Source organism: Massilia sp. Masssp94 (assembly GCF_059491305.1).
Genome location: NZ_CP168501.1, coordinates 635038 through 659970 on the forward strand (window position 1 = coordinate 635038; position 24933 = coordinate 659970).

Consider the following 24933-nt stretch of genomic DNA (forward strand, 5'->3'; position numbering starts at 1 on the left):
CGGGATTATCGCATGGTGCCCGGTCAGTCCGGAATCCTCGCCAGCTGGTCCATCCACACGGTCGCTTCCGAGTCGCTCGGCGCGCGCCAGTCGCCGCGCGGGGACAGCGAGCCGCCGTTGCCGACCTTCGGCCCGTTCGGCACGCACGAGCGCTTGAACTGGCTCGTCTTGAAGAAGCGCCACAGGAAGATGCCGAGGTTTTTCTTGATCGCCGCGAGGTCGTACTGGTTGCGCGCCGGGCTGCCGCCTTCCGGCCACGGACCGGCCGCGCGATCCTGCCACGCGCTCCACGACAGGAACGCGACCTTCGCCGGGCCGAAACCGTAGCGCAGCGTGTAGTACAGGTTGAAATCCTGCAGCTCGTACGGACCGATGAAGTCTTCCGTCACCTGCGCCGGCTTGTTCGCCTCCCCCACCTTACCCGGGACCAGCTCCGGCGAGATCTCCGTCTCCAGCACGTTGATCAGGACGTCGGAGCCCGTGTCGCCGATCTGCTTCGTATCGGCGACCCAGCGCACGAGGTGGGAAATGAGCGTCTTGGGCACGCTCGCGTTGACGTTGTAGTGCGACATGTGGTCGCCCACGCCATACGTGCACCAGCCCAGCGCCAGTTCGGACAAATCGCCCGTGCCGATCACGATCGCATGATGGTGGTTCGCGAGACGGAACAGGTGACTGGTGCGCTCGCCCGCCTGCACGTTCTCGAACGTGACGTCGTACTGTTCCGCGCCTTCCGCGTACGGGTGGCCGAGGTCCTTCAGCATCTGGATGCAGCTGGGGCGGATGTCGATCTCGTGCGCCGTGCAGCCCACGACGCGCATCAGTTCGCGCGCCTGGCGCAGCGTGCGTTCGCTCGTCGCGAAGCCGGGCATCGTGTACGCGAGGATGTTCGTGCGGGGAAGCCCCAGCTTGTCCAGCGCCTTGGCGCAGACGAGCAGCGCGTGTGTCGAATCCAGGCCACCGGAAATACCGATGACGACTTTCTGGTGCCCGGACGACTGCAGCCGCTGCACGAGCGCCTGCACCTGGATGTTGTAGACCTCCGTGCAGCGCTCGTCGCGGCGGCGGCCGTCGGCCGGCACGTACGGGAAGCGCTCGACGAGGCGGGCCAGCGGCAGGTCCCGGTCGACTGGCAGCGGCACGGCGAATTTCTGTACGCGGAATTTTTCGACCTCATGCGCGTGGCGGCGCACCGATTGCGCGAACGTCGTCGTGTGCATGCGGTCGACCGACAGGCGTTCCAGGTCGACGTCGCCGAAGATGATGTGCGAGTCGGCCAGGAAGCGCCCGGACTCGGCCAGCCTGTCGCCCTTTTCGTAGATCAGCGACTGGCCGTCCCACGCCATGTCCGTCGTCGATTCGCCGCGGCCCGCCGATGTGTACAGGTACGCGGCCAGGCAGCGCGCCGACTGCTGCGACACGAGCTGGTGCCGGTAGCCGCTCTTCCCGACGACGACGTTCGACGCGGACAGGTTCACCAGCACCGTCGCGCCGGCCAGCGCGGCGTACGAGGACGGCGGGATCGGCACCCACACGTCTTCGCAGATCTCGACATGGAAGCGGAACAGCGGTTGATTCTCGAGCTCGAAGATCTGTTCGGGACCGAACGGCACGTCCTGGCCCAGCAAGGTGATCCGGTCGACGGCCGCGTTGTCCGCGGGACTGAACTGCCGACTTTCATAAAATTCGCCATAATTGGGCAGGTAGCTTTTCGGGACCACACCCAGGATGCGGCCGTCCGCGACGACCACGGCACAGTTGAACAGCACGTGGTTGACGCGCAGCGGCGCGCCGACGACGAGGGCCAGCGGCAGAGTGCTCGACGCGGCGACCACCTCGGCCAGCGCGTCCAGCACGGCGTCGAGCAGCGCGCGCTGGTGGAACAGGTCGTCGCACGTGTAGGCCGACAGCCCCAGTTCGGGGAACGCGGCCAGCACGGCGCCATTCTCGGCGGCTTCACGCGCAAGGCGGATCGTTTCCTGCGCATTGAACGCCGGGTCGGCAACCTTGCAACGCGGGCTGGCGACGGCCACGCGCGCGAAATCATGGGAATACAGGTTGAAGAATCGCTTATCCATAGGTCTCAACAGCTCACGGAAGTCATCTTGAATTATCGCACGCATATCGTTTCTTCTCTGTCCGAGATCGGGCAGGCGGACTGGGATGCCCTCGTGGCCCTGCAGCAGGATCCGAACCCGTTCCTGTCCTTTGCCTTCCTGCACGCCCTGCACGAATCCGGCAGCGCCACGCCGGAGACGGGCTGGCAGCCGCAATACATCGCCCTGTACGACGCGGATGAGCAGCTGGCGGCCGCCCTGCCCCTGTACGTGAAAGGCCATTCGTACGGCGAATACGTGTTCGACTGGGCCTGGGCCAACGCCTACCAGGAGCATGGACTCGACTATTACCCGAAGCTGCTGTCCGCGATCCCGTTCACGCCCGTGAGCGGCCCGCGCCTGCTCGCGCGCGATGCGCCCGCGCGGGCGGCCCTCGTCGACGTGCTCGTGAAAACGCAGAAGGCGACGGACGTGTCGTCCACGCACGTGCTGTTCCCGCCGGACGAGCAGGCGAAGCAGCTGGCCGACGCCGGCTTCCTGCTGCGCAGCGGCGTGCAGTTCCACTGGATGAATGCGGGCTACGCCACGTTCGACGAGTTCCTCGCCACGCTCGAACAGAAGAAGCGCAAGAACATCCGCGCCGAGCGGAGAAAAGTGCGCGAGGCGGGCGTGACGTTGCGCCGGGTGCGCGGTCCGGCCATCACGGACGAGGAATGGCGGTTCTTCGCGCGCTGCTACCGCAACACCTATTCCGAACACTTCTCGAAGCCCTATTTGAACCTGGACTTCTTCCGCCGCATCGGCAAGACGATGCCGGACAACCTGCTGCTCGTGATCGCGGAACGGGACGGCCACCCGATCGCGGCGTCGCTCGTCGTGCACGACAAGACCACCTTGTACGGCCGCTACTGGGGGGCGCTGGAACACGTGCCCTGCCTGCACTTCGAGACGGCCTATTACCAGCCGCTGGAATTCTGCATCGAACAGGGCATCCAGGTGTTCGAAGGCGGCGCGCAGGGCGAGCACAAGATGGCGCGCGGGTTCCTGCCGACGCGGACGTGGTCCGCGCACTGGCTCGCGCACCCGTCGTTCCTTGACGCCGTCGCGCGCTTCCTGGAACGGGAGGCCGGCGGCATCGACGATTACATCGATGAACTCAACGACCGGAACCCATTCCGCACAGGATCGTGACGGCCGCGACGAGGTCGTCCTCGTTCATGCGAGCTCCGCGACGAGACGGCCCAGCGTGCGCAACGCGTCTTCCGTCGCCGGCGTCCACGGGTAGCTGTAGTTCAGGCGGATGCAGTGCGTCCAGCTGCCGCGCGCCGAAAACATGTGGCCGGGGCCGACCGTGATCCCGTGCTCAAGGGCGCGGGCATACAGCCGCATCGCATCGACGCCGCCCGCCAGTTCCACCCACAGCACGTAGCCGCCCTGCGGTTCGGAGACGCGGGTGCCGGCCGGGAAGAAACGCAGCACGGCGGCCGCCATCATGCGCGCGCGCTGCGCATACCCCTTGCGCACCTGGCGCAGGTGGCGGTCGAAGCCGTCGTGCTGCAGGTAGTCGGCGATCGCCAGTTGCGGCAGCGACGGCGTGCTGAGCGTGTTCAGGAATTTCAGCTTTTCCACCTGGGCCGCGTAGCGTCCCGCGAGCGCCCAGCCGATGCGGTAGTTCGACGTCAGGCTCTTCGAGAACGACGCGCAGTGCAGCACGAGGCCGCGCGTGTCCCACGTCTTGAGGGGGCACGGGTGGCTGTCGCCGTAATACAGTTCGTCGTAGACGCAGTTCTCGATCGCGGGGATGCCGTGCTCCGCGAGCAGCGCCACGAGTTCGCGCTTGCGCTCGTCCGGCATGATGAAGGCGAGGGGATTCTGGAAGTTCGGCATCACCATCACCGCGGCCACGCGCTGGCTGGCCAGGATCGTGCGTAGCGCGTCGACATCGATACCGGTGCGCCGGTCCGTCGGCACCTCGAGCGCGCGCATGCCCATGCGCTCGATCGCATGCAGCATGGCGTAGAACGTCGGCGACTCGACGGCGACGGTGTCGCCCGGCCTGGCGACGGCCTGCAGGCACAGGTTGATCGCTTCGGTGGCGCCGACGGTGACGATGATCTCGCCCGGATCGACGGCGACCCCGTGCTCCATGTAGCGGCGCGCGATCTGGCGGATCAGTTGCGGATTCCCCGGCGGCAGGTCGTCCAGCACGCTGACGGGGCGGCTGCGCGCGATCGCGTTGGCGTACCGGCTGATGCGCGCCGCCGGGAAGGCGGCGGGATCCGGGTACGGCGAACCGAGCGGCGCGGCGCCCTGCGTGCGGATCGTGCGCAACGTGGACAGCACGAGCCGGCTCACGTCCACTTCCGACGACAACGTCAGGGCGGGCGCCGGCTCGGCGGAACGAGGCGTGACGCGCTGCCGGGCGCGCACGAAGAAGCCGGATTGCGGCCGGCTCTCGATGACGCCCCTGCTCTCCAGCAGCGAGTACGCGCGCAGCACCGTGCTGATGCTCAGCTTGCGGCGCTGGCTGGCCTGGCGCACGGAGGGCAGCCGCTCCCCTTCCAGCAGCACGCCGCGCGCGACCTGGCCTTCGACTTCGGCGGCGAGGGACTCGTAGAGCTTCATGCGGACGAGTATAGCGCAGCGGTACAGTTGCAGCACCGCCGGGCCAACTGTACTCCATCGTCATCTGCGCAACTGTATCTGCACAGTGGGAGGCTCATCCATGACACTGTTGCCATCGCAAAAAGAGAGGCAAGCATGGCCGAGAACGACACCGGAGGGCGCATCGCCCCGTACTCCAACCCCGCCGGCGGCTGGGGCGCGCTGAAATACGTGGCGCTGAACCTGGTCCGCGAACGCGTGGGCAGGAACAGCATCGGGACGCTGCTCGCGCAGAACCAGCCGGACGGCTTCGACTGCCCCGGCTGCGCGTGGCCCGACCGCGTCCATACGTCCACGTTCGAATTCTGCGAGAACGGCGTCAAGGCCGTGGCGGCGGAAGCGACGAGCAAGCGCGTGCCGCCCGAGTTCTTCGCACGGCACACGGTGACGGAACTGATGGCGCAAAGCGACTACGAACTGGAACGGCACGGCCGCCTGACCGACCCGATGGCGTACGACCGCGCCACCGACAAGTACGTCCCCATCGCGTGGGACGATGCGTTCGCCCTCATCGCGCGCCACCTGAACGCGCTGGACGACCCCGACCGCGCGGCGTTCTACACGTCCGGCCGCGCCAGCAACGAAGCCGCGTTCCTGTACCAGCTGTTCGCGCGCATGGTCGGCACCAACAACTTCCCCGACTGTTCCAACATGTGCCACGAGGCGACGAGCCGCGGCCTGCCCGGCACGGTCGGCATCGGCAAGGGCACCGTCACGCTGGACGATTTCGACGAGGCCGACGCCATCCTGATCTTCGGCCAGAACCCGGCCACGAACCACCCGCGCATGATGGGCCTCCTGCGCGAATGCGCGAAACGGGGCGCCGCCATCGTGTCGATCAACCCGCTGAAGGAACGCGGCCTGGAGCGCTTCCAGGATCCGCAAAGCCCGGCCGAGATGCTCACCAATGCCAGCACGCCGATCAGTTCCATGTTCGTGCGCCCGCGTGTGTCCGGCGACCTGGCCCTCATCAAGGCCGTGGCCAGGCGCGTGCTGGAACTGGACGACGAGGCCCAGGCCGCGGGCAATCCGCGCGTGCTCGACACGGCATTCATCGACGCCCACACGACCGGCTTCGCCGCGTTCGCGGCCGACCTGCGCGCCGAGGACTGGGGCATGCTGCTGGAGGAATCGGGCGTGCCGCGCGCCGAGATCGAACGCCTGGCGCGCCTGTACGCGAGCGCCGAACGCGTGATCGCATGCTGGGGCATGGGCATGGGCCTGACCCAGCATAGGCAATCGGTGGCGGCCGTGCAGATGCTGTCGAACCTGATGATGATGCGCGGGCAGATCGGCCGCCGCGGCGCCGGCCTGTGCCCCGTGCGCGGACACTCCAACGTGCAGGGCGACCGCACGGTCGGCATCGAGGAACGCCCCACGCCCGCCTTCCTCGACCGGCTGGGCCAGGTATTCGACTTCTCTCCGCCGCGGCATCACGGGCTCGACGTCGTGGCGACGATCCGCGGCATGGTGGATGGCCGCGTGAACGTGTTCGTCGGCCTGGGCGGCAACTTCGCGGCCGCCACGCCCGACACGCCGCTCACGTGGGCCGGCCTGCGCCAGTGCGCGCTGACGGTGCAGGTGTCGACGAAGCTGAACCGCAGCCACCTCGTGCACGGCCGCGACGCGCTGATCCTGCCCACGCTGGGCCGCACGGAGATCGACATGCAGGACGGCGTGGCGCAGGGCGTGACGGTGGAAGATTCGATGAGCATGGTGCACATCTCGTACGGCATCAACCGCCCCGCGTCGCCGAACCTGCTGTCCGAGATCGCCATCGTCGCGCGCATAGCCCACGCCACGCTCGGCAGCGGCAAGGTGGACTGGCTGGCCCGCGCCGCGAACTATGCGCTGATCCGCGACGACATCGAGAAGGTGTTCGACGACTTCTACGACTACAACGCGCGCGTGGCCAGGCCGGGCGGCTTCCACCTGCGCGTGGCGTCGCGCGAGCGCACGTGGGCGACGCCGAGCGCGCGGGCCCAGTTCGTCGTCAACGCGATCGACCGCGATACGGCCATCCACCGCGCCCGCGCCATCCACGGCGAGCGCCTGCTGACCATGATGACGACCCGCTCGCACGACCAGTACAACACGACCATCTACGGCCTCGACGACCGCTACCGCGGCGTGTTCGGCATGCGCCGCGTCGTGTTCATCCACCGCGACGATCTCGCGATGCTGGGACTGGAGGCGGGCGACAAGGTCGACATCACGAGCATGTGGAACGACGGCATCGAGCGCCGCGCGGACGGCTTCCTGCTCGTCGAATACGACATCCCGCGCGGCTGCGTCGGCGCCTACTATCCGGAGACGAATCCCCTCGTGCCGCTGGACAGCGTGGCCGTGGGCGCGGGCACGCCGACGTCGAAGTCGATTCCGGTGCTGCTGCACCCGGCACGCTAGCGCGCGGCGAGACGCGCCAGCGCTGCGGGAATGCTTGCTGCCGGCAGCCTGTAACGCGCGTACGGCGCGCCGCGGATCGGCGGCAGGTCGTGCTCGCGCACGAAGCCGATCGACGTGTACAGCCGCAGCGCCGTCGTCATGATGGGACTCGTGTGCAGGCCGATGGCCGGCGCCCCTGCACACTGCGCCCGTTCGAGCGTGGCCGCGACGAGCGCGCGGCCGATGCCGCCGCCGCGCGCCGCCGGGTCGACGACCAGCATGCGGATCACCGACCAGTCGTCCGGATAGATCGCGCTGCGCGGCCGTCCCGGCCCCACATGCACGACGGCCCCCGCGACAACGCCGCCACGCTCGGCCACAAGCAGGTCGCCGTCCGCGGCCAGGTCGGCCATCCGGCCGATGCCCGCGCTGAACGTGGGCCAGTCGTCGTAGTCGCCCGCGTATTGCGCGAACGCGGCCAGCGCGACCTTGTTGACCGCGGCGTGGTCGGTCTCGACGTAGCCGCGGATCGTCGTCGCGTTCATGCCGCCTCCCCCATGTCGCCGTTGTGCCACCACAGTGTCGGATTGTTGTCGGCCAGGTCGCGCAGCAGGTCCCACACCACTTTCACGCGGCGCAGCCGGTACAGGTCCGTCGGTGCCGCGAGCCAGAACGAGCGCTCGGCATAAAAGCCCGGCAGCACGGGCACGAGGCGGCCGTCGTCCGGCACGGCGTACGGCGGCGCCATCATGAGGCCCATGCCCAGCGATGCCGCCTCGATCTGCGCCGTCATGCCCGAGCAGCACAGCCGGCGGCGCGGCGTGAATCCGAGCTCGTTCAGGTACGACAGTTCGCGACTCGCGAGGCGGTCCTGCACGTAGTCGACGAAGTCGTGGCGCTCCAGGTCCGCGTGCGTGCGGATCGGCGGGTGCTTCGCCAGGTAGGTCGGCGCCGCGTACAAATAAAATCGGAAGGAGGCAAGACGGGTGACCATGTACCGCCCCGTCGACGGCGGGTCGAGCATGACGCCCAGGTCGGCCTCGCGGTTGGCGAGGTTGGCGAAGCGCGGCAGCGCCAGCAGGTCGATCGACAGATCCGGATGATCCTCGAACAGCTTCACGAGCAGCGGCGCGACGACCCGCGTGCCGAACACCTCGGGCACGCCCAGCCGCACGACGCCGGCCGCCGCGACCTCCGCGCCGCCCAGCTGCTCGGTGGCCGCGAGCGCCGCGCCTTCCATCGCTTCGGCGTGCGGCAGCAGCGCCTGGCCCATCTCCGTCAGCTCGTAGCCCTCGCGCGAACGGTCGAACAGCGTGGTGCCCAGTTGCTGCTCGAGGCGGTCGATGCGGCGCGCCACCGTCGTGTGCTCCACGTCCAGGCGGCGCGACGCCCCGGACAGGGTGCCGGCGCGCGCCAGCTCCAGGAAAAACCGCAGGTCCGTCCATTCCGGCAGGCTGTGCATGTCTGTCTCCCCCATTCTCCGACCCGCCACGCATGGGATCGCCATTCGCTGCGGCTTTTTCGGGAACCGTTGTTTGATATCAAGGTGACATATTGTGCACCAGTGCACATTGCCGCTGCAACGTTTTCGGAACAGCGCTTGCGTATGCACAGCAAACCCGCTTTCCGGACGTCGCGACACGCCGCGCCCTCTGGCGCCGCCCCTCACGGGACGTCCCGCGGCGTTGTGCATAAATGCACACCCTGTGGGCGCGGCGTTGTCTTTTCAGCCAAATTCATCCGAGGCACACTGTGATGCATGCGAAGACTGAACGCATGACACCACAACAAAATCAGGAGACCTCAATGCGTCTTAGCAAGAAGAAACAGCAGCTGATCCAGCGCTCGGCTGCCGCCCTGCTCGTCCTGTCCGGCGGTGCCGCCGGCGCCGCGCACGCCCAGGATACGGGTGCCGCCAGCGGTGCCGCCGGCAGTGTCGTCACTGCACCGGAAGGCACGATCGAGAAAGTCGTCGTCACCGCGCGCCGTCGCGAGGAAACGCTGCAGGATGTCCCGGTGTCCGTTACTGCGTTCAGCGCCGACCAGCTGTCGAAGCAGGCCGTCCCCGACGTCGTCGCCCTGGCGACGGCGCTGCCGAACACCACCCTGAAGGCGTCGCGCGCCACCAACTCGACGCTGACCGCGTTCATCCGCGGCGTGGGCCAGGCCGACCCGCTGGCCGGCTTCGAATCCGGCGTCGGCATCTACCTGGACGACGTCTATCTCGCCCGTCCGCAGGGCGCCGTGGCCGACATCTACGACGTCGAGCGCATCGAGGTGCTGCGCGGCCCGCAGGGCACGCTGTACGGCCGCAACACCATCGGCGGCGCCGTCAAGTACGTCACCCGCAAGCTGGCCCCGCAGACGGACGTGCGCCTGCGCGGCACCCTGGGCAACTACCAGGAGCGCGACGCGGTCATCACGGCCAGCACGCCCGTCAACGAGCAGCTGCGCGTGGGCGGCACGGTCGCGCGCTTCAAGCACGGCGGCTACGGCACGAACCTGTTCGACGGCTCGCCGAACTACGACAAGGACCTGAAAGCCGCGCGCCTGTCGGCCGAATGGACGCCGACGCCCGACCTGTTCATCCGCCTCGCCGGCGACATCACGCAGGACGACTCGCATCCGAAGAACGGCCACCGCCTCATCGTCGGCCGCACGAGCGGCGCCCCGATCCTGTCGAACGTGTACGACACGAATGCGGAGATGCTGACGGCCCTCGGCCACAAGCAGTCGGTGCGCCAGCACGGCGTCGCCGCCACCGTCGAGTGGAACGTGTCGCCCGAGCTGACGTTCAAGTCGATCACCGCGCAGCGCCAGGATAAATCGTGGGCGCCGATCGACTTCGATTCCCTGCCCGTCGTCGACATGGAAGTGCCGGCGCTGTACACGAACCGCCAGTTCAGCCAGGAATTCAACCTGACCTACACGGGTCCGAAGATCCAGGGCGTGGCCGGCGTCTACTACATCGACGCGAACGCGTACAACAAGTTCGACACGATCCTCGCCGGCGCCGTCCCGACCAGCACCTTCACGAGCGGCAGCATCGACACGAAGGCCTGGGCCGCATACGCCGACGGCAGCTACAACCTGACCGACGCGCTGCAGCTGTCGCTGGGCGGCCGCTACACGGTGGACAAGCGCGACGCCGACATCTACCGCCAGATCTACCTGGGCATGAAAGGCACGCCGGAGATGGGCAACCCGGGCGCGATCCTGTTCCGCACCGACACCGACCTGCGCGACCTGTCGCGCGAGGACAAGAAGTTCACGCCGCGCATCGCCCTGAGCTGGAAGGCGACGCCGTCGCAGAACGTGTACGCGTCGTATTCGAAGGGTTTCAAGGGCGGCGGCTTCGATCCTCGCACGAACGTGGTCGGCACGAAGATCTCGCTGGCGCAGGCCCGCGCCGGCTACAAGCCCGAGACGATCGGCACCTATGAGCTGGGCCTGAAATCCTCGTTCAACGGCGGCCGCATCACGACCAACACGGCCGTGTTCTACAGCGACTACAAGGACGTGCAGATCCCGGGCTCGGTGGCCATCGACACGAACGGCGACGGCAAGGACGACAGCTTCGCGGGCCTCACGACCAACGCCGGCAAGGCCAAGATCAAGGGCTTCGAATTCGAGGCCGTGGCCCATCTGACGAAGGAATTCTCGCTGTCCGGCATGTACAGCTACATCGACGCCAAATATAACGAGTACATCGTGGCGGGTGTGAACGTGGCCGACCAGCGCCACTTCCAGAATACGCCGCGCAACTCGGCGAACCTGCGCGCCACCTACGAGGTGCCGATGCCGCTGGCGGGCTACAACGGCCGCCTGTCGCTGATCGGCAGCGCGTCGTACCGCGGCCAGACGTACCAGTTCGAGACGCCGTCCGTGATCGACCAGGACGCGTACAAGCTGTACGATGCCAGCATCGTCTGGACCCGCGCCGACGGCAAGATCCGCGCCGGCCTGCACGGCAAGAACCTGTCGGACGTGCACTACAAGACGGCGGGCTATTTGTTCCCGACCCTGGGCAACGAAGGCACGCTGACGGCCTTCTACGGTGCGCCGCGCACCGTGCAGGGGACGATCGAGTACCGCTTCTGACCCGCCCCACCGCGTGGCCGGCCCGCCCGGCCACGCGCCCCACACCGGCATCCGCCGCACTACCGAACATCGAACGACAGGATATCGCCAGCGTGGCCAACTACACCTCCATCCGCTATACGAGCAACGACGGCCTCGCGCTGCATGCGCGGGACTACCCCGCGGACGCCGGCGCGACGGGGCGCCTGCCCGTGATCTGCATCCACGGACTGACGCGCAACGCATCCGACTTCGACGAGTTCGCACCGATCGTCGCGCGCCAGGGCCGGCGCGTGCTGGCGCTCGACATGCGCGGCCGCGGCGAGTCGCAGCGCGATCCGAATCCCGACAACTACACGCCGAGCGTGTACGCCGGGGACGTCGCCCGGTTCATGGCGAACCAGCACATCCCGCGCGCCGTGTTCGTCGGCACGTCGATGGGCGGCCTGATCACGATGACCCTGGCCGCGAAGCACATCGACCTGATCGCCGCCGCCGTGATCAACGACATCGGCCCCGTGATCTCGGAAAAAGGCCTGGCACGCATCGCCGGCTACGCGGGCCGGACGGCTGCGGTGGATTCGTGGCCCGCCGCCGCCGGCTACGTCCGCGCCATCAACGCGTGCGCCTTCCCGGACAACGTCGATGCCGACTGGGACAAATGGGCGCGCCGCGCCTTCGCCCCGGACGCCGCCGGCCGGCTGGCGCCACGCTACGACCCGAATATTGCGATCGCGCTGCAAACCGGTAAACTCAGGCCGACGTCGCTGCCGCTGCGGATGGCGTTCCGCAAGCTCACGCAGGAACGCCCCGTATTGCTCGTGCGCGGCACGCTGTCGGACCTGCTCGAAGAACGCCAGGCCGCATGGATGCGGCGCGCGGCGCCGACGATGGCCTGCGTCGAAGTCCCGAACGTGGGCCATGCGCCGATGCTGACGGAACCCGTCGCACTCGATGCGATCCTGCATTTCCTGGCCCAAGTACCCTAAAAAGTAGGGTGGGCACCCCGTGCCCACCATCTCAAGGAGACGAGATGAAATACGTAAAACCCCTGCCCTTCGCCCTGTTCGCCGCCTTCGCCATGACGGCGACAGCTTCCGCGCTCGCCGCTCCCGACCTGAAAGTCGCCCTCATCGCCGGCAAGACGGGCCAGCTGGAATCCTATGCGAGGGAAACGGAGACCGGCTTCATGCTGGGCCTCGAATACCTCACGGGCGGCAAGATGGAAATCAACGGCCGCAAGCTGAAGGTGATCGTCAAGGACGACCAGGGCAAGCCCGACCTCTCGCGCACGCTGCTGGCGGAAGCCTATGGCGACGACAAGGCCGACATCGCCGTCGGCACGACGTCGTCCGGCGCCGCGCTCGCAATGCTGCCCGTCGCGAAGGAATACAGGAAGGTGCTGATCGTCGAGCCGGCCGTGGCCGACGAGATCACGGGCGCCAAGTGGAACAAGTACATCTTCCGCACCGCGCGCAATTCGATGCAGGATGCGCTGGCCGCCGCGTCGACGCTGAAGAACGGCAGCGTCGCATTCCTCGCGCAGGATTACGCGTTCGGCCGCGACGCCATCAAGGCCGGCAAGGAAGCACTGGCCGCCACGGGCAGCAAGGCGAACGTCGTGCACGAGGAATACGCGCCGGCCGCCGCGACGGACTTCACCGCGCCCACGCAGCGCCTGTTCGACGCGCTGAAGGACAAGCCGCAGCCGCGCGTACTGGCGATCGTCTGGGCCGGCCCGAACCCGATGAACAAGATCGCGGACATGAAGCCGGAACGCTACGGCATCTCGCTGGCCCCGGGCGGCAACATCCTGCCCGTGATGAAGACGTGGAAGGCCTATGCCGGCACGGAAGGCACCATCAATTACTACTACGGCTTCCCGAAGAACAAGATGAACGACTGGCTCGTGGCCGAGCACACGAAGCGCTACAAGGTGCCGCCCGACATGTTCACGGCAGGCGGCATGGCGGCGGCGGCGGCCGTCGTCGCGGCGCTGCAGAAAGTCCCGTCCGGGAACGGCGACCAGATGGCGGCGGCGATGGAAGGCATGTCGTTCGAGACGCCGAAGGGCACGATGACCTTCCGCAAGGAAGACCACCAGGCGCTGCAGCCGATGTACCACTTCCGCATCAAGAAGGACCAGAAGAACGAATGGGACCTGCTGGAACTGGTGCGCGAAATCCCGGCCAGCGAGCTGCCGCTGCCCGTGCGGAACAAACGCTGACATGGCCGCGCCTTCGCTCGCCACGCGCGATTTGACCATCCGCTTCGGCGGCCACGTGGCCGTCAACGCGGTGACGGCCGAGTTTTATCCGGGCACGCTGACCGTGATCGTGGGCCCGAACGGCGCCGGCAAGACGACGTACTTCAACCTGGTCTCGGGCCAGTTGCCCGCGACGTCCGGCAGCGTGTTCGTGGGCGGCCAGGACGTCACGCGGCTTGGGCCCGCGCGCCGCACGCGCCTGGGCGTCGGGCGCGCGTTCCAGCTGACGAACCTGTTCCCGCATTTGACGGTGCTGGAGAACGTGCGGCTCGCGGTGCAAAGCCGCGCCGGCATCGGCATGAGCATGCTGTCGCTGTGGTTCGGCCACAAGGAAGTCATCCAGCGCGCCGAACACTACCTCGAGCGCGTGTCGATGAGCGGCAAGCGCGCCTCTCTCGTCGGCACGCTGTCGCACGGCGACCAGCGCAAGCTGGAGGTGGCGATCCTGCTGGCGCTGGAACCGTCCATCCTGATGTTCGACGAACCCACGGCCGGCATGAGCGTGGACGAGGTGCCGGTCGTGCTCGACCTGATCCACCAGGTCAAGGCCGAGCGCAACCGGACCGTCCTGCTCGTCGAACACAAGATGGACGTCGTGCGTGCGCTCGCGGACCGCATCATCGTGCTGCACAACGGCACCCTGGTGGCGGATGGCCAGCCGGCCGAGGTGATGCAATCGAAAATCGTGCAGGAGGCCTATCTTGGCACCCCCGAACCCGCCTGACACGCTGAGAACGAAACTGCCCATGACCGAACCCATCCTCACGCTGTCCGGCGTCCACACCCACATCGGCCAGTACCACATCCTGCAGGGCGTCGACCTCGTCGTCCCGCGCGGCGGCCTGGCCGTGCTGCTGGGCCGCAACGGCGCCGGCAAGACGACGACCTTGCGCACCATCATGGGCCTGTGGAAGGCCAGCCGCGGGACGATCACGTTCGACGGCCGCGACATCACGAAGCTGTCCACACCCGACATCGCCCGCGCCGGCATCGCCTACGTCCCGGAAAGCATGGCCGTGTTTTCCGAACTGACGGTGCGCGAGAACCTGTATCTCGCCGCGCGCAACGGCCCGCTGGACGCGGCGCGCGTGGACTGGATCTGCGGCTTCTTCCCCGCGCTGAAGAAATTCTGGAACTACCCGGCGGGCAATCTGTCGGGCGGCCAGAAGCAGATGGTGGCCATCGCCCGCGCGATCGTCGAGCCGAAGAAGCTCCTGCTCGTGGACGAGCCGACCAAGGGCCTCGCACCCGCGATCGTGCAAAGCCTGATGGCGGCATTCCGCGACCTCAAGGACACGAGCACGACCATCCTGCTCGTCGAACAGAATTTCAACTTCGTGCGCACCCTGGGCGACAGCGTGAGCGTGATGGACGACGGCCATGTCGTCCACGCGGGGCTAATGCACGACCTGGCGCACGACGAGACCTTGCAGCAGCGCCTGCTGGGCCTGTCGCTCGACTCCCACCAATAGGACAACGATGAGTGCAACCTTACCTATTGCGCAGCAGGCGGACGCCCCGCTGCCGGCGGCACGGCGCGACCTCGCCCCGCTGCTGCTCGTGCCGGCCGTCGTGCTGGCGGCGCTGCCCTTCATGAGCCTGCCGACCTGGGTCACCCTGACGGTGGCCGGGCTCGCGATGGGCATGATGATCTTCATTATGGCCAGCGGCCTCACGCTGGTGTTCGGCCTGATGAGCGTGCTGAACTTCGGCCACGGCGCCTTCGTCTCCGTCGGCGCATTCACCGCGACGTTCGTGCTGCTGCCGATGCGCGGCTGGCTCCAGATGGATTCGCTGCTCGCCAACCTCGGCGTGCTGGGCCTCGCGGTCCTCCTCGCGATGGTCGTGACGGCGCTGCTCGGCTGGGCGTTCGAACGGGTCGTCATCATGCCCGTCTACGGCCAGCACCTGAAACAGATCCTGATCACGATGGGCGGCATGATCGTGTCCGAACAGCTCATCAACGTGATCTGGGGTTCCGAACAGATCGCCCTGCCGCTGCCGGCCGCCCTGCGCGGCGCCGTGTTCCTGGGCGAGGCCGCGATCGAGAAATACCGGCTGCTGGCGGTCGTCGTCGGCCTCGTCGTGTTCGCCGCGATGTTCGTCACCCTGAACCGCACCAGGATCGGCCTGCTGATCCGCGCCGGCGTCGAGAACGGCGAGATGGTCGAGGCGCTGGGCTACCGCATCCGCCGCCTGTTCGTGGGCGTATTCGCGGCCGGCTCCGCGCTGGCGGGCCTCGGCGGCGTCATGTGGGGCCTGTACAAGGAAACGCTCGTGGCGCACATGGGCAGCGAGATCATGGTGCTGACGTTCATCGTCATCATCATCGGCGGCCTGGGGTCCGTCGGCGGCTGCTTCATCGGCTCCCTGCTGATCGCGCTCGTCGCCAACTACGCCGGCTTCCTCGCGCCGAAGGTGGCGCTCGTCTCGAACATCGTGCTGATGATCGCCGTCCTCCTGTGGCGCCCGGCCGGCCTGTACTCGAAAGGACGTCATTGACATGCTGACCCAGCTTCTCTCCGGCGACCTGCCGCGCAGCCGCGCGCTGACCGCCCTCCTCGTCGTCATCCTGCTCGGCCTGCTGTTCGCGCCGTTCCTCTTTTCCGGCGCGCGCCCGCTGAACACGGCGGCCACGATCTGCGTCTACATCGTGCTCGTCGCGTCGTACGACCTGTTGCTCGGCTATACCGGCATCGTCTCGTTCGCCCACACGATGTTCTACGGCATCGGCGCGTACGGCGTCGGCATCGCACTGGCCAGCGTGGACGAGCCGACCTGGGGCGCCATCGTCACGGGCATCGTCGCCGCGCTCGCGCTGACCGTGGTCCTTGCGTTCGTCATCGGCCTGTTCGCCCTGCGCGTGCGCGCCATCTTCTACGCGATGATCACCCTGGCCGTCGCGTCGTCGTTCTCCGTGCTCGCGTCGCAGCTGTCGGACTTCACCGGCGGCGAGGATGGCCGCACGTTCAGCGTGCCGGAAGTCCTGTCGCCTGGCTTCACGCTGATGGAGAACGAGGTGTTCGGGCGCAGCGTCGACGGCAAGCTGGTCACCTATTACGTCGTGTTCGCGGGTTGCCTCGTGCTGTTCCTGTTCCTGCTGCGGCTCGTGAACTCGCCGTTCGGCCGCGTGCTGCAGGCGATCCGCGAGAACGAGTTCCGCGCCGAGGCGCTCGGCTACCGCACCGTCGTCTACCGCATCTGGGCCAATGTGCTGGGCGCCGTCGTGGCCGCGCTGGCCGGCGCGCTGATGGCCCTGTGGCTGCGCTACGTCGGGCCCAAGACGAGCCTCGGCTTCGAAGTGATGACGGACATCCTGCTCATCGTCGTCATCGGCGGCATGGGCACGATGTATGGCGCGGTCGTGGGCGCCACGCTGTTCATCCTCGCGCAGAACTATCTCAAGACCCTGATGGGCCAGGCCTCCGGGATGCTGTCCGGCGTCCCGCTGCTGGCCGCCGCGCTGCATCCGGACCGCTGGATGCTGTGGCTCGGCGTGCTGTTCATCCTCTCCATCTACTTCTTCCCGATCGGCATCGTCGGCAAGCTGCGGCTGCGCCGCTTCGCACGCTGATCCCATCCGCCGGAGGGCAGCCTTGCCCTCCTGTCCCGTCGCGCGGCCCGTCGCGGCCCGCCCATCGATACCTCAGCTTTGTCCACGCCGTTCGTTAGCTGAAAATCAAGGATCGTCATCATCCGACTCATAAGATGAGCCCATTCATATGACATGAAAGGGCGTCCATGAAACCCGTAAAAACCTTGTTCGCGACAGCCGCGCTGTCGCTGGCCGCATTGGGCGCGTCGACCGCGCGGGCGGCCGGGGTCGAAGTGCTCAGCGAAGGATTCGACGACGTGGCGGGCCTCGCCGGATGGGCCCAGGTGAACCACAGCGTGCCGGCCGGCAGCGCGTGGTTCCAGGGCAACCCGGCGCTGTTCCCCGCCCAGTCCGGCGCGCCCGATGCCTATGCGGCCGCCAACTTCCTCAGCGCCGCGAACGGCAACGGCAGCGTCGACAACTGGCTGATCACGCCGGTGCTCGACCTGTCCGGCACCACGGTGCTGAGCTTTTACACGCGGCACGATGCCCTGCCCGGCTTCAACGACCTGCTCGAAGTGCGTTACGCGGCGGGCACGGGCACCGACATGGCCGACTTCACGACGCTGCTGACGACGATCGGCGGCACGGCCGGCTATCCGACGGACTGGCAGCAGTTCACGGCGACCATCGCGAACAGCGGCAACGGCCGCTTCGCATTCCGCTACCTGGGACCGGCCGATACCCTGAACTATGTCGGCCTCGATACGGTCTCGGTAGTGACGGCGGTGCCGGAGCCCGCGCACTGGACGATGCTGGCGTTGGGCCTGGGCATGATCACCCTGCTGCGCCGCCAGTCACGCCTTTGAACCGGAGGAAGCCATGTCCAAGGAAAAACTGCTCACCATCGGCACGCTGGCCGCCCTGTGCGTGCTGGCCGCCTTTTCGATGCACGCCAGGGCTGCGGGCCAGGAAGGCATGGTCGTCGTGCGCGATCCGCAGACCGGCCAGTTGCGCGCGCCGACGGCCGACGAGCTGAAGGAGCTGCGCGCCAGGGCACCGGCCACCGCCGGCCTCGCCGCACCCCGCGCGCAAGGTACGATGAGCCGCCGCGACGGCTCGCGCGGCGTGCGCCTCGGCGAGAAAAGCATGGTCTACGAAGTCGTCACGCGCGGTCCCGACGGCAAGCTGACGAGCGAATGCGTGCAGGGCCGGACACTGGACCACAACCCGGACCACATCCACGGGGAGCCGAAGCATGAAAGCCGTTGAATCGTCGCGCCTGCAACGGGCCCTGGGCGCCCTCGCCGGCATCGCTGCCGCCTGTGCATTCACCTTTGGCGCGGCCGCCTCGGCCCAGGCCGCGGCCACCATCGTGATCGTCAACCTGAACGCGCCCGGCGTCGGATTCAACGACGCCACCCCGGTCGCGCCCGTCGGCGGCAATACCGGCACGACGCTTGGCGAGCAGCGCCTGAACGCATTCCGGCGCGCGGCCGACATCTGGGGCGCGACGCTCACGAGCAGCGTGCCGATCCGCATCGGCGCGTCGTTCGAGCCGCTGTCGTGCACGGCCACGAGTGCCGTCCTCGGCGCGGCCGGCGCCAACGAGGTCTGGTCCGACTTCCCCGGCGCGCCGCGCACGTCGACGTGGTATCCGAGCGCCCTGGCCAGCAAGCTGGCGGGCCAGGACGTTGCGACGCCGGGCGAGCCGCACATCATCGCCCGCTTCAACTCGCGCCTCGGGCTGTTCCCCGACTGCCTGCCCGGCTCCGGCTTCTACCTCGGCCTCGACGACCAGTTCGGCAGCCAGATCGACCTCGTCACGGTGCTGCTGCACGAATTCGCGCACGGCCTCGGCTTCCAGACGTTCACCGACGACGAGACGGGCGCCGAGATCCAGGGCATCCCGTCGATCTGGGATTACTACCTGCTGAACAACCGCACGGGCAAGCTGTGGGTGGAAATGACGGACGCCGAACGCGCCCAGTCGGCCGTGTCGTGGCGCGGACTGTCCTGGAACGGGCCCATCGTGACGGCCGCCGTGCCGCAGGTGCTGGACCCGGTCTCGAACCTGGCCGTCAGCGGCGCCGCCGCCGGCACCGCCGCGGGCAACTATGCAGTGGGCGATGCGTCGTTCGGCCCGCCGCTGTCCAATCCGCCCGTCGCCGGCCAGCTGATGCCCGTCGTCGACCAGTCCACCGGCACGGGCCTCGCCTGCGATCCGCTGAATGCGGTGAACCGCCTCGCCGTGCGCGGCAACATCGCCCTCGTGGACCGCGGCACGTGCGACTTCGTCACCAAGGCGCGCAACGTGCAGGCGGCGGGTGCGCTGGGCATGGTCGTGGCGGACAACCAGCCGGGCGACGTCGGCGGCATGAGCGGCAACGACGCCAGCATCACGATTCCGTCCGTGCGCATCACGCAGGCCGACGGCATCCGGCTGAAGGCGGCGCTGGAGCGCCGCTCGCGCACGCAATCGGGCGTCTTGGCCGGCCTGGGGCTCGACACGACGCGCCTGGCCGGCACGGACAGCGCGGGCCGCATCCTGATGTACACGCCGACCGCGTACTCGCCGGGCTCGACCGTGTCGCACTACACGACGGAGGCCAAGCCGAACCAGTTGATGGAACCGGCGATCAACACCGACCTGACGCACGAAGTGACGCCGCCGCGCGACCTGACGTACCCGCTGCTGCGCGACATCGGGTGGTGACGTAAACGACAAAGGGCCGCTCACCCCAGGGTGGCGGCCCTTGCATCCGGAGGGGCGGGAATTATGCGCCCTTCGACTCGTGGTTCTTCACGCCGGCGAGGATCTCTTCCTTTGCCGCGTCCGGGCCTTCCCAGCCTTCGACCTTGACCCACTTGCCCTTTTCCAGGTCCTTGTAGTGCTCGAAGAAGTGCTGGATCTGGCGCAGGGTCAATTCCTGGACGTCTTCGACCTTTTGCAGGTGCGCGTAGACCGGCAGGATTTTTTCGACCGGCACGGCCAGGATCTTCGAGTCGCCGCCGGCTTCGTCCGTCATCTTCAGCACGCCCAGTGCGCGGCAACGCACGACGACGCCCGGGATCAGCGCGAACGGGGTGATGACCAGCACGTCGCACGGGTCGCCGTCGTCGGCGATCGTGTTCGGGATGTAGCCGTAGTTGCACGGGTAGTGCATGGCGGTACCCATGAAGCGGTCGACGAAGATCGCGCCGGATTCCTTGTCCACTTCGTACTTGATCGGGTCGGCGTTCATCGGGATTTCGATGACGACGTTGAAGTCGTTCGGCACATCGCGGCCGGCGTTGACGTTATTCAGGCTCATGGATAGTCCTTGGTTGCTGGGGAAACAATAAAAGGTCGATTATAACGAATCGCCTTGGGCTTGTGCGCTGCACAAGGTTGCGTAAGCACCGAAATGCCCGCCGCAACAGGCAGTCTGTTGGTCCGGCCCCCACACACGGCAGCACAGTGTTGGCGGGGTCCCGACTCGGCAGGCCTCTTTTGCCACGGGAATCCCCCGATCGCCGGATGGCACGCCTCCTGCTGGATGGTCGTCGACGGGGCAGCCGCCCGCGTCACCAATCCGAGGGGAGCGACATGAACATCCAGAAACACATGGAAGCCATCTTCATCGCGACGCTGGCCATCGCCGGCGCCGGATCGACCGTCATCGACCGCCTGCCGGATGCCCGGGCAATGCCGGCCGTCCCGGTCGCGAACAGCATCGGCACGCCGGGCCACATGGCCGTGATCATCGTGCGCGGCAAGCGGGACGCACACCGCGCGTGACGGTCACAGCACCGTCGCCAGCGCGCACAACCGGTAATGCCTGTCGGCCTCTTCGCGCTGGCCCAGCGCCTCGTGCAGCTGCGCCAGTTTCAGGTGGGCTTCGCGCACCATGTGCGGCTCGGTGGCGTCGGACAGCGCCTGCTCCAGGTAGCGCTGGGCCTTGCCCCACAGTTTCTGGCGCAGGCACAGGGAACCCAGCGTCAGTTCCAGTTCCGGATCGTTCGGATGGGCGCGCAGCCAGGTTTCGCAATTTTCGATCTGCGCCAGCAGCGTGGCCGAACCTTCCGGACCGGCCGCCTCGCGGTAGGCGCGCACGACGCGCTCGTCCCAGCCGGCTTTCAGTGCATCCTCGACGATGCCGCGGGCGTCGTCGTGCAGGCCGCGCGCATTCAGGGCAGCCGCGGCACGCGCCGCGATGGCCGGTTTCACCCGGTCGCCGGCGGGGACGCCGGCCCACACGCGGCGGATCGATTCGGCGTCGTGGCCGCCTTCGGACAGCAGCGCGTCGTAGGCCAGTTCGCGCAGGCGCGCGGACAGCGCGGGGTGCAAGGCGTTGCGCTTGTCGAGGATGCGCACCAGACGCAGCACCTCAGGCCAGTTGCGGGCCTGCTGGTTGGCCTTCATGGCCCATTGCAGCGCGTGGATATGGCGCTGGCCGCTGGCGTTCAGTTCCGCGACGGCTTCCAGCGCGCCTTCCGGCTTGTGGTCGTCGACGAGCAGTTCCGTGACCGTCATCAGACGCGCCGTCTTGAGGGACTGGTCGTGCACGATGCCCGCGAGCCAGGCGTCGCGGCGCGCCGGTTCGCGCATGCGGTGCGCGGCGCGGGCGCCGATCAGCGCGGCGAGGCCGGCGTTCTCGGGCAGGTCGGCGGCGCGCATGGCGGCCTTCTCGGCATGGCCGAAGCGGCCTTCGAACAAGGCTTTCAACGCTTCGCGCAGGCCGCGATTCGCTTCGCGTTCACGCTTGCGGTAGCGGTACTGGGCCACGCGCTCGGGCATGCCCAGCGTGGCACGCACTGCGCGGACGAGGCCGTACAGCACGAGGAACAGCAGGAACGCCAGCACGACGAACAGGTTCAGCGACAAGTCGATCCGGTGCGGCGGATAGAAAAAGACGACGTTGCCGGGATTGAAGCGCGCGGTCACGGCGATGCCGATCGCCGCAGCCATCAAGGCGACTAACCAGAGTAATAAACGCATCGTTCAGGCCCCGCGCTTCACGGCTTCGATTTGTAATTGCGCACGGCGTTCAGGCTCTCCGACAAGTCGGGCACGTCGATGGTGACGTTGTTGGCCTGCACCTGGCGCAGCAGGGCCTGCGCGGCCTGGGTCGAGCGTGCCTTCGTGTCGAAGTACTTCACGAGCTGCTGCTGTGCGGTATTGATGTCGTCGCGGAACGTGCCTTCGTTGCGCGACAGCAGCGCCAGGCGCGCGTTCAGCAGGCGCAACTTGAGGTTCTCGCGCACGAAATACGATTCGCTCGGCGACAGCATCAGCGCATCCGGATTGTCGACCGTACGCACGCGGATCAATTGCCGGATGTCGTCCCACATCTCGTGGCTCCAGTTGCGCCACGTCTCGACGGCGCGCTGGGCCAGCGTCCGCTCGGCCGGCGCCGCCGTTTTCCCGGCGGCGGGCGCGTTGACGCGCGACGGCGCGATCGGCTCGGCCGGCTTTTCGTCGGACAGCAGCGGCAGATTGTCGATCTGCGAGATGACGTTGTCGAGGCGCAGCGCCATGCCGGGCTGGTCGACGGACGGCAGCGCCTTCAGTTTCTCGATGTCACGCGCAATGGCGCGGCGGATCGTGATGAATTGCGGCTTGTCGGAGCGCGACAGGGACCGGTCGGCGTTCTGCAGCGCGATCAGCGCGCCCTGCACGTTGCCGGCCAGCTGCAGCTGCTGGCTCGCGGTGGACAGCACCTGCTCGATCTCGGACAGCGCCCATTCGTCACGGTTCTTCGAGATGTCCTGGTACATCTGCTCGAGCGCGGCCTGCTGGCTCTGCGCCTCGGTCTGGCGGTTTTCCAGCACGCCGACCTTCACCTGCAATTCCTTGGCCGCCTCCTGGATCTCGCGCACGGTCTGCGCCGTCTCGGCGTTCGAGGCATTGTCCTTTTGCAACGTGCGCGCGACATCCTCGCGCAGCTTGTTGAAACGGCTGTGCGTGGAATACGTCTGGAGGGCAAGCAAGATGGCCAGCGCGAGGATCGCGACGTTCTGCGGCTTCTGCAGCAACCCGCCGACGCGGCCCCCCTCGGGAACGCGGGGCTCGCCCGGGCCCATCGGCGCCGGCGTCACATAGCTTTCCGGCGGAACGACCGGACCGCCCATGTTTGGTTTTTCTGGATTGTTGGGCAATTCGTTCATGCTCGTGATTGTAACGCGGCAAGCAGCCGCTCGTCGCCCGACCCTGTGAGCGTCACAGTGGTGAAACCGAGTGCGGAGGCCGTTTCCGCGATGCGGGCATGCGGAACGATCAGGCGCTGCCGTTGCAAATTTGCCACACTTATTCCACCGTCAAGCTGCTCGACGAGACCGGCCAGCCCGCGCAGGGCTTCCGAGCTCGTGATTATCCAGTCGTTCGGGCCGGCCAGCAAGGCACGCAGCGACGCGGCCAGGTCCGGCGTCAGCACGGGAACGGCACGGCGGTAGGCGGCAACGGTCTCGACCTCGATGCCGGCCGCGCGCAACGCATCCGGCAACACTTCGCGCCCCGTCTCGCCGCGCACGACGAGCACCTTGCGGCCCGCCAGCGCGGCCAGGTCGAGTGCCTGCAGCAGGTGTTCGGAATCACTGCGGGCCGGGTCGAGCGGCACATGGACGCGGTAACCGTCGCCGGCGATGCCGTGGCGGGCCAGCGCGGCCCGGCTGCCCTCGCCCACGACGGCGAGCGCCACCTCGGCCGGCCACGCGTCGAGATGGGCAAATGCGGCGTCGACGGCGTTCGGCGACACGAACGCGACCAGCGCATACTCGCGCAGGCGGGCGAGCGCGGCGCGCAGCGGGGTGGCATCAAGCAGCGGAGAAATGTCCAACAATGGCAAGATGAACGGTGTGCGGCCGAGCGCCGCCACCGCGCGGGCCAGCGGCTCGGCCTGCTGGCGCGGACGGGTGATGACGACCGCGTCAGGCATCGCCCGCGGCGGTCGCCTTGCATTCGGCCAGGATCCCGGCGGCATCCTGCGCGGCCAGCTTTTGCGCCACCTGCTCGCCCACGGCCTCCGGCAACGCGGCGGGGCCGCTGGCGTCCGCGAACGCGCTGCGGCGGCCGTCCGGCGTCGCGACCATGGCGCGCAGGTGCAAGGTGTCGCCGTCGACGGTCGCGTGCGCCGCCAGCGGGATCTGGCAGCTGCCGCCGAACAGTTGCGACACTTTACGTTCGGCCTGCACGGCCTGCGCCGTCTGCGTGTGGTTCAGCGGCGCCAGCAGTGCGCGGACGTCGAAACCGGCGGCATTGCCGGACAGGATCTCGATCGCCATCGCGCCCTGCCCTGCGGCCGGCAGGCTGTCTTCCGGCTCGAGGTAGGCACGGATGCGGCGCGTGAGGCCCAGGCGCTTGAGGCCGGCGGCGGCGAGGATGATCGCGGCGTAGTCGCCACGGTCGAGCTTGCCCAGGCGCGTGTCGAGGTTGCCGCGCAGCGGCTTGATCACGAGCTGCGGATAGCGCGCGGCGATCAGGGCCTGGCGGCGCAGGCTGCTCGTGCCGACGATGCTGCCGGACGGCAACGCGGCCAGGCTGTCGAAATCGTTGGAGACGAACGCGTCGCGCGGGTCTTCGCGTTCGAGGATGGCGGCTAATTCAAAGCCTTCCGGCAATTCCATCGGCACGTCCTTGAGGGAGTGCACGGCCAGGTGGGCACGGCCGTCGGCCATCGCCACTTCGAGCTCTTTCACGAACAAACCCTTGCCGCCGACCTTCGACAACGTCTTGTCGAGAATCTGGTCGCCGCGCGTGGTCATGCCGAGAATGTCGATTTGGCACTGCGGATATAATGCTGCGAGCCGGTCGCGCACATGCGTGGCCTGCCACATGGCCAGGCGGCTTTCGCGCGATGCGATAATCAGTTGCGCGGGAACGTGCTGCGTCGTGTCGTTGGAGTTCAAAACGGTTTCTTTCACTGTCGTTGCGCCCGGATCGGGCAGCGCCGGTTAAGCCCATACCT

General features: G+C 67.7%; 22 protein-coding genes. 13 read left to right on the forward strand and 9 right to left on the reverse strand.

The window, feature by feature from the left end; genetic code table 11:
• Window positions 1-23 precede the first annotated feature (23 nt).
• Entirely contained in the window at window positions 24-2078 is a 2055-nt protein-coding gene (locus ACEN9G_RS02655; protein ID WP_413340739.1) for an NAD(+) synthase, read from the reverse strand.
• A gap of 27 nt (window positions 2079-2105) precedes the next feature.
• On the opposite strand from ACEN9G_RS02655, the gene ACEN9G_RS02660 reads away from it, so the two are divergent.
• The gene (locus ACEN9G_RS02660) at window positions 2106-3248 is read left to right on the forward strand and encodes a GNAT family N-acetyltransferase (protein WP_413340737.1); all 1143 of its coding nucleotides are present in this window, start codon (window positions 2106-2108) and stop codon (window positions 3246-3248) included.
• 24 nt (window positions 3249-3272) lie between these two features.
• On the opposite strand, the gene ACEN9G_RS02665 is transcribed toward ACEN9G_RS02660, so the two are convergent.
• Window positions 3273-4682, reverse strand: a complete 1410-nt coding sequence (locus ACEN9G_RS02665) for an aminotransferase-like domain-containing protein (protein WP_413340736.1) — start codon at window positions 4680-4682, stop codon at window positions 3273-3275.
• Window positions 4683-4817: 135 nt separating this feature from the next.
• Here ACEN9G_RS02665 and ACEN9G_RS02670 point away from each other — a divergent pair, with 135 nt between their 5' ends.
• Window positions 4818-7127, forward strand: a complete 2310-nt coding sequence (locus ACEN9G_RS02670; protein WP_413340734.1) for an FdhF/YdeP family oxidoreductase — start codon at window positions 4818-4820, stop codon at window positions 7125-7127.
• On the opposite strand, the gene ACEN9G_RS02675 is transcribed toward ACEN9G_RS02670, so the two are convergent.
• Window positions 7124-7651: a GNAT family N-acetyltransferase gene (locus ACEN9G_RS02675; protein WP_483127657.1), complete on the reverse strand. Its 528-nt coding sequence runs from the start codon at window positions 7649-7651 to the stop codon at window positions 7124-7126. The genes ACEN9G_RS02670 and ACEN9G_RS02675 overlap by 4 nt on opposite strands.
• A complete protein-coding gene (locus ACEN9G_RS02680; protein ID WP_413387612.1) occupies window positions 7648-8568 on the reverse strand; it encodes a LysR family transcriptional regulator in 921 nt (306 codons plus the stop codon). The genes ACEN9G_RS02675 and ACEN9G_RS02680 overlap by 4 nt, the downstream gene beginning before the upstream one ends.
• A 344-nt stretch (window positions 8569-8912) precedes the next feature.
• Here ACEN9G_RS02680 and ACEN9G_RS02685 point away from each other — a divergent pair, with 344 nt between their 5' ends.
• The 10 genes from ACEN9G_RS02685 (at window position 8913) to ACEN9G_RS02730 (ending at window position 19703) form a co-directional block, all read left to right on the forward strand.
• Window positions 8913-11207: a TonB-dependent receptor gene (locus ACEN9G_RS02685; protein WP_413339860.1), complete on the forward strand. Its 2295-nt coding sequence runs from the start codon at window positions 8913-8915 to the stop codon at window positions 11205-11207.
• 92 nt (window positions 11208-11299) lie between these two features.
• Window positions 11300-12175 carry an alpha/beta fold hydrolase gene (locus ACEN9G_RS02690; protein ID WP_413339858.1) on the forward strand — a complete coding sequence of 292 codons (876 nt, stop codon included), beginning with the start codon at window positions 11300-11302 and terminating at the stop codon, window positions 12173-12175.
• Between the two features lie 44 nt (window positions 12176-12219).
• Window positions 12220-13413: a substrate-binding domain-containing protein gene (locus ACEN9G_RS02695; RefSeq protein WP_413339857.1), complete on the forward strand. Its 1194-nt coding sequence runs from the start codon at window positions 12220-12222 to the stop codon at window positions 13411-13413.
• 1 nt (window position 13414) lies between these two features.
• Window positions 13415-14176, forward strand: a complete 762-nt coding sequence (locus ACEN9G_RS02700; RefSeq protein ID WP_413339855.1) for an ABC transporter ATP-binding protein — start codon at window positions 13415-13417, stop codon at window positions 14174-14176.
• 22 nt (window positions 14177-14198) lie between these two features.
• Window positions 14199-14924, forward strand: coding sequence for an ABC transporter ATP-binding protein (locus tag ACEN9G_RS02705; protein WP_413339853.1), 726 nt, complete (start codon window positions 14199-14201; stop codon window positions 14922-14924).
• 7 nt (window positions 14925-14931) lie between these two features.
• Window positions 14932-15954: a branched-chain amino acid ABC transporter permease gene (locus ACEN9G_RS02710; RefSeq protein ID WP_413339851.1), complete on the forward strand. Its 1023-nt coding sequence runs from the start codon at window positions 14932-14934 to the stop codon at window positions 15952-15954.
• A gap of 1 nt (window position 15955) precedes the next feature.
• Window positions 15956-17026 (forward strand): branched-chain amino acid ABC transporter permease, encoded by a 1071-nt coding sequence (locus ACEN9G_RS02715; protein WP_413339849.1) that lies wholly within the window; start codon window positions 15956-15958, stop codon window positions 17024-17026.
• 167 nt (window positions 17027-17193) lie between these two features.
• Window positions 17194-17856 (forward strand): choice-of-anchor J domain-containing protein, encoded by a 663-nt coding sequence (locus tag ACEN9G_RS02720; RefSeq protein ID WP_413339847.1) that lies wholly within the window; start codon window positions 17194-17196, stop codon window positions 17854-17856.
• Window positions 17857-17869: 13 nt separating this feature from the next.
• Window positions 17870-18259, forward strand: a complete 390-nt coding sequence (locus tag ACEN9G_RS02725; protein WP_413339846.1) for a post-PEP-CTERM-1 domain-containing protein — start codon at window positions 17870-17872, stop codon at window positions 18257-18259.
• Complete coding sequence (locus ACEN9G_RS02730; protein ID WP_413339845.1) at window positions 18246-19703, forward strand: PA domain-containing protein; 1458 nt, start codon at window positions 18246-18248, stop codon at window positions 19701-19703. Before ACEN9G_RS02725 ends, ACEN9G_RS02730 begins: the two co-directional genes overlap by 14 nt.
• Window positions 19704-19764: 61 nt before the next feature.
• On the opposite strand, the gene ppa is transcribed toward ACEN9G_RS02730, so the two are convergent.
• Window positions 19765-20301 carry an inorganic diphosphatase gene (gene ppa, locus ACEN9G_RS02735; protein WP_413339843.1) on the reverse strand — a complete coding sequence of 179 codons (537 nt, stop codon included), beginning with the start codon at window positions 20299-20301 and terminating at the stop codon, window positions 19765-19767.
• Window positions 20302-20576: 275 nt separating this feature from the next.
• Here ppa and ACEN9G_RS02740 point away from each other — a divergent pair, with 275 nt between their 5' ends.
• Window positions 20577-20768: a hypothetical protein gene (locus ACEN9G_RS02740; RefSeq protein ID WP_413339841.1), complete on the forward strand. Its 192-nt coding sequence runs from the start codon at window positions 20577-20579 to the stop codon at window positions 20766-20768.
• A gap of 3 nt (window positions 20769-20771) precedes the next feature.
• On the opposite strand, the gene ACEN9G_RS02745 is transcribed toward ACEN9G_RS02740, so the two are convergent.
• From ACEN9G_RS02745 to hemC, 4 genes are read right to left on the reverse strand one after another with little or no spacing between them, the layout of a single operon-like run.
• Window positions 20772-21938 (reverse strand): heme biosynthesis protein HemY, encoded by a 1167-nt coding sequence (locus ACEN9G_RS02745; RefSeq protein WP_495605520.1) that lies wholly within the window; start codon window positions 21936-21938, stop codon window positions 20772-20774.
• A 47-nt stretch (window positions 21939-21985) separates the two neighbouring features.
• A complete protein-coding gene (locus ACEN9G_RS02750; RefSeq protein WP_413345607.1) occupies window positions 21986-23137 on the reverse strand; it encodes a uroporphyrinogen-III C-methyltransferase in 1152 nt (383 codons plus the stop codon).
• Complete coding sequence (locus ACEN9G_RS02755) at window positions 23134-23904, reverse strand: uroporphyrinogen-III synthase (RefSeq protein ID WP_483127659.1); 771 nt, start codon at window positions 23902-23904, stop codon at window positions 23134-23136. The genes ACEN9G_RS02750 and ACEN9G_RS02755 overlap by 4 nt, the downstream gene beginning before the upstream one ends.
• Window positions 23897-24802 (reverse strand): hydroxymethylbilane synthase, encoded by a 906-nt coding sequence (gene hemC, locus ACEN9G_RS02760; RefSeq protein ID WP_495605574.1) that lies wholly within the window; start codon window positions 24800-24802, stop codon window positions 23897-23899. The genes ACEN9G_RS02755 and hemC overlap by 8 nt, the downstream gene beginning before the upstream one ends.
• Window positions 24803-24933: the final 131 nt, after the last annotated feature.

Coding starts and splice junctions, on each gene's coding strand:
- ACEN9G_RS02655 (WP_413340739.1), bottom strand. CDS start 2,078: ATGGATAAGCGATTCTTCAACCTGTATTCCCATGATTTCGCGCGCGTG.
- ACEN9G_RS02665 (WP_413340736.1), bottom strand. CDS start 4,682: ATGAAGCTCTACGAGTCCCTCGCCGCCGAAGTCGAAGGCCAGGTCGCG.
- ACEN9G_RS02670 (WP_413340734.1), top strand. CDS start 4,818: ATGGCCGAGAACGACACCGGAGGGCGCATCGCCCCGTACTCCAACCCC.
- ACEN9G_RS02675 (WP_483127657.1), bottom strand. CDS start 7,651: ATGAACGCGACGACGATCCGCGGCTACGTCGAGACCGACCACGCCGCG.
- ACEN9G_RS02680 (WP_413387612.1), bottom strand. CDS start 8,568: ATGCACAGCCTGCCGGAATGGACGGACCTGCGGTTTTTCCTGGAGCTG.
- ACEN9G_RS02685 (WP_413339860.1), top strand. CDS start 8,913: ATGCGTCTTAGCAAGAAGAAACAGCAGCTGATCCAGCGCTCGGCTGCC.
- ACEN9G_RS02695 (WP_413339857.1), top strand. CDS start 12,220: ATGAAATACGTAAAACCCCTGCCCTTCGCCCTGTTCGCCGCCTTCGCC.
- ACEN9G_RS02700 (WP_413339855.1), top strand. CDS start 13,415: ATGGCCGCGCCTTCGCTCGCCACGCGCGATTTGACCATCCGCTTCGGC.
- ACEN9G_RS02705 (WP_413339853.1), top strand. CDS start 14,199: ATGACCGAACCCATCCTCACGCTGTCCGGCGTCCACACCCACATCGGC.
- ACEN9G_RS02710 (WP_413339851.1), top strand. CDS start 14,932: ATGAGTGCAACCTTACCTATTGCGCAGCAGGCGGACGCCCCGCTGCCG.
- ACEN9G_RS02715 (WP_413339849.1), top strand. CDS start 15,956: ATGCTGACCCAGCTTCTCTCCGGCGACCTGCCGCGCAGCCGCGCGCTG.
- ACEN9G_RS02720 (WP_413339847.1), top strand. CDS start 17,194: ATGAAACCCGTAAAAACCTTGTTCGCGACAGCCGCGCTGTCGCTGGCC.
- ACEN9G_RS02725 (WP_413339846.1), top strand. CDS start 17,870: ATGTCCAAGGAAAAACTGCTCACCATCGGCACGCTGGCCGCCCTGTGC.
- ACEN9G_RS02730 (WP_413339845.1), top strand. CDS start 18,246: ATGAAAGCCGTTGAATCGTCGCGCCTGCAACGGGCCCTGGGCGCCCTC.
- ppa (WP_413339843.1), bottom strand. CDS start 20,301: ATGAGCCTGAATAACGTCAACGCCGGCCGCGATGTGCCGAACGACTTC.
- ACEN9G_RS02740 (WP_413339841.1), top strand. CDS start 20,577: ATGAACATCCAGAAACACATGGAAGCCATCTTCATCGCGACGCTGGCC.
- ACEN9G_RS02745 (WP_495605520.1), bottom strand. CDS start 21,938: ATGGCTGCGGCGATCGGCATCGCCGTGACCGCGCGCTTCAATCCCGGC.
- ACEN9G_RS02750 (WP_413345607.1), bottom strand. CDS start 23,137: ATGAACGAATTGCCCAACAATCCAGAAAAACCAAACATGGGCGGTCCG.
- ACEN9G_RS02755 (WP_483127659.1), bottom strand. CDS start 23,904: ATGCCTGACGCGGTCGTCATCACCCGTCCGCGCCAGCAGGCCGAGCCG.
- hemC (WP_495605574.1), bottom strand. CDS start 24,802: ATGTGGCAGGCCACGCATGTGCGCGACCGGCTCGCAGCATTATATCCG.